We start from the raw sequence: 1,482 nt of genomic DNA, 5'->3' as shown, positions 1-1,482 counted from the left end.
GGGATACGCAAGCAGCCTATGCTTTTCTTAAGCGGTTAGTGAAGCAGTTTGATGAACCGAAGGTTGTAGTCACAGATAAAGCCCCCTCTATTACAAGTGCCTTTAAGAAACTAAAAGAATACGGCTTTTATCAAGGGACAGAACATCGTACCATTAAATACCTGAATAATTTGATTGAACAAGACCATCGTCCAGTAAAGAGACGCAATAAATTCTATCGAAGTTTACGCACTGCCTCACCCACGATTAAAGGCATGGAAGCCATCCGAGGATTATATAAGAAAACCCGAAAAGAAGGCACTCTCTTCGGGTTTTCGGTCTGTACTGAAATCAAGGTATTATTGGGAATCCCAGCTTAAATCATAGATACCGTAAGGGATTTTATTCTTTATTTAAAACTTTGCAACAGAACCCCTCCTTCAATATATTGCAACTGATTCGAAGTACTCTGATTATTAGTCTGTTGTTCGTATACTTTTGAATCAGTCTAGTAACTTGGACTACCATCAAATAGTTCATTTTATGTCTAACTATTTGATGGTAGTCCACTTTGTAATAATGGACATCTGAATTATTATGTGAGATAATTAGAAAAAAACTTAGAGAGCTGGTCAAGACTCTTTAAAAAGTGATTAGGAATTGGCCTACATTAATTTTTATAATAATTAAAATACTTATATTTTTAGGAGAATGTATGAAAACAATTGGAAAATCAGTAGCTAACAAAATTGCTTTACTTATCGTTTTAGTCGGACTGCTTGGATTAGGTTGGTGGTATTTGAAGAACCACAATCCGTTTAATGGTTCAGCTAAAACTCAATATAGCTTTGTCGTAAAGAAATTTTCAAAAGAAAATATGCTTTTAGTTGCAGGGGCAGATGTTGAAACAACACAAAACCAAGAATTCACTAATAATGAGTTAGCAAAGTGGCCAGAATGGACAAAAGTAGTAACAAAATTTTTTGTAGGACGTTCACTAACTGCTAAAATACCTATCAAAACGGAATTTAAAATTGAACTATCTAGCATTACCCGCAAAGATATTGAGATAAAAAATAACGTACTAACATTCAAGGAACCTCTTCTGGTTAAAGTAGATTCTCAGCAAACAGGGGATATTAAAATAGATCAGTCAACTAATGGACTTGTAGATAAAGTAGTTGATGGTTGGACCTCTGGAAAAGAAGCTCAAAAATTTCTTTCTGAAAAATCTACAGAGGCTGTTTATGCGACATCCGATTATGTTTTAAATAATGAAAATCGCAAAGAAAAAGTGGCTAAGTATGCCTCACAAGACTTAGAAGATTTACTGAATCTAAATTCTGATAGACACTTGAAGGTAAATATTTCCAAAAATGATTTAAAATTTGTCAATATAGATAAAAAATAAAAAGATAGGTTTATCACCTTCCTGTCTTTTTATTTCTATTTAAAGTAATTTTTTGACGATGGCAATATTTGGACCACTATCAAATAATAAGA

General features: G+C 33.2%; 1 protein-coding gene and 1 pseudogene. Both read left to right on the top strand.

Going from position 1 to position 1,482, the window contains the following annotated elements:
• A pseudogene (locus RT41_RS10125) lies at window positions 1–359 on the top strand (IS6-like element IS1216 family transposase); the annotation flags it as partial.
• 335 nt (window positions 360–694) lie between these two features.
• The gene (locus RT41_RS10120) at window positions 695–1,390 is read left to right on the top strand and encodes a hypothetical protein (protein WP_096819289.1); all 696 of its coding nucleotides are present in this window, start codon (window positions 695–697) and stop codon (window positions 1,388–1,390) included.
• The last annotated feature ends 92 nt before the right edge of the window (window positions 1,391–1,482 follow it).

This window comes from Lactococcus fujiensis JCM 16395, assembly GCF_002441655.1.
Taxonomy (GTDB): Bacteria; Bacillota; Bacilli; order Lactobacillales; family Streptococcaceae; genus Lactococcus; species Lactococcus fujiensis.
This window is presented reverse-complemented; position numbering and strand designations above follow the sequence as displayed.

What these genes read in the sequence shown, in the direction of transcription:
- RT41_RS10120 (WP_096819289.1), top strand. Translation starts at nt 695, where the DNA reads ATGAAAACAATTGGAAAATCAGTAGCTAACAAAATTGCTTTACTTATC.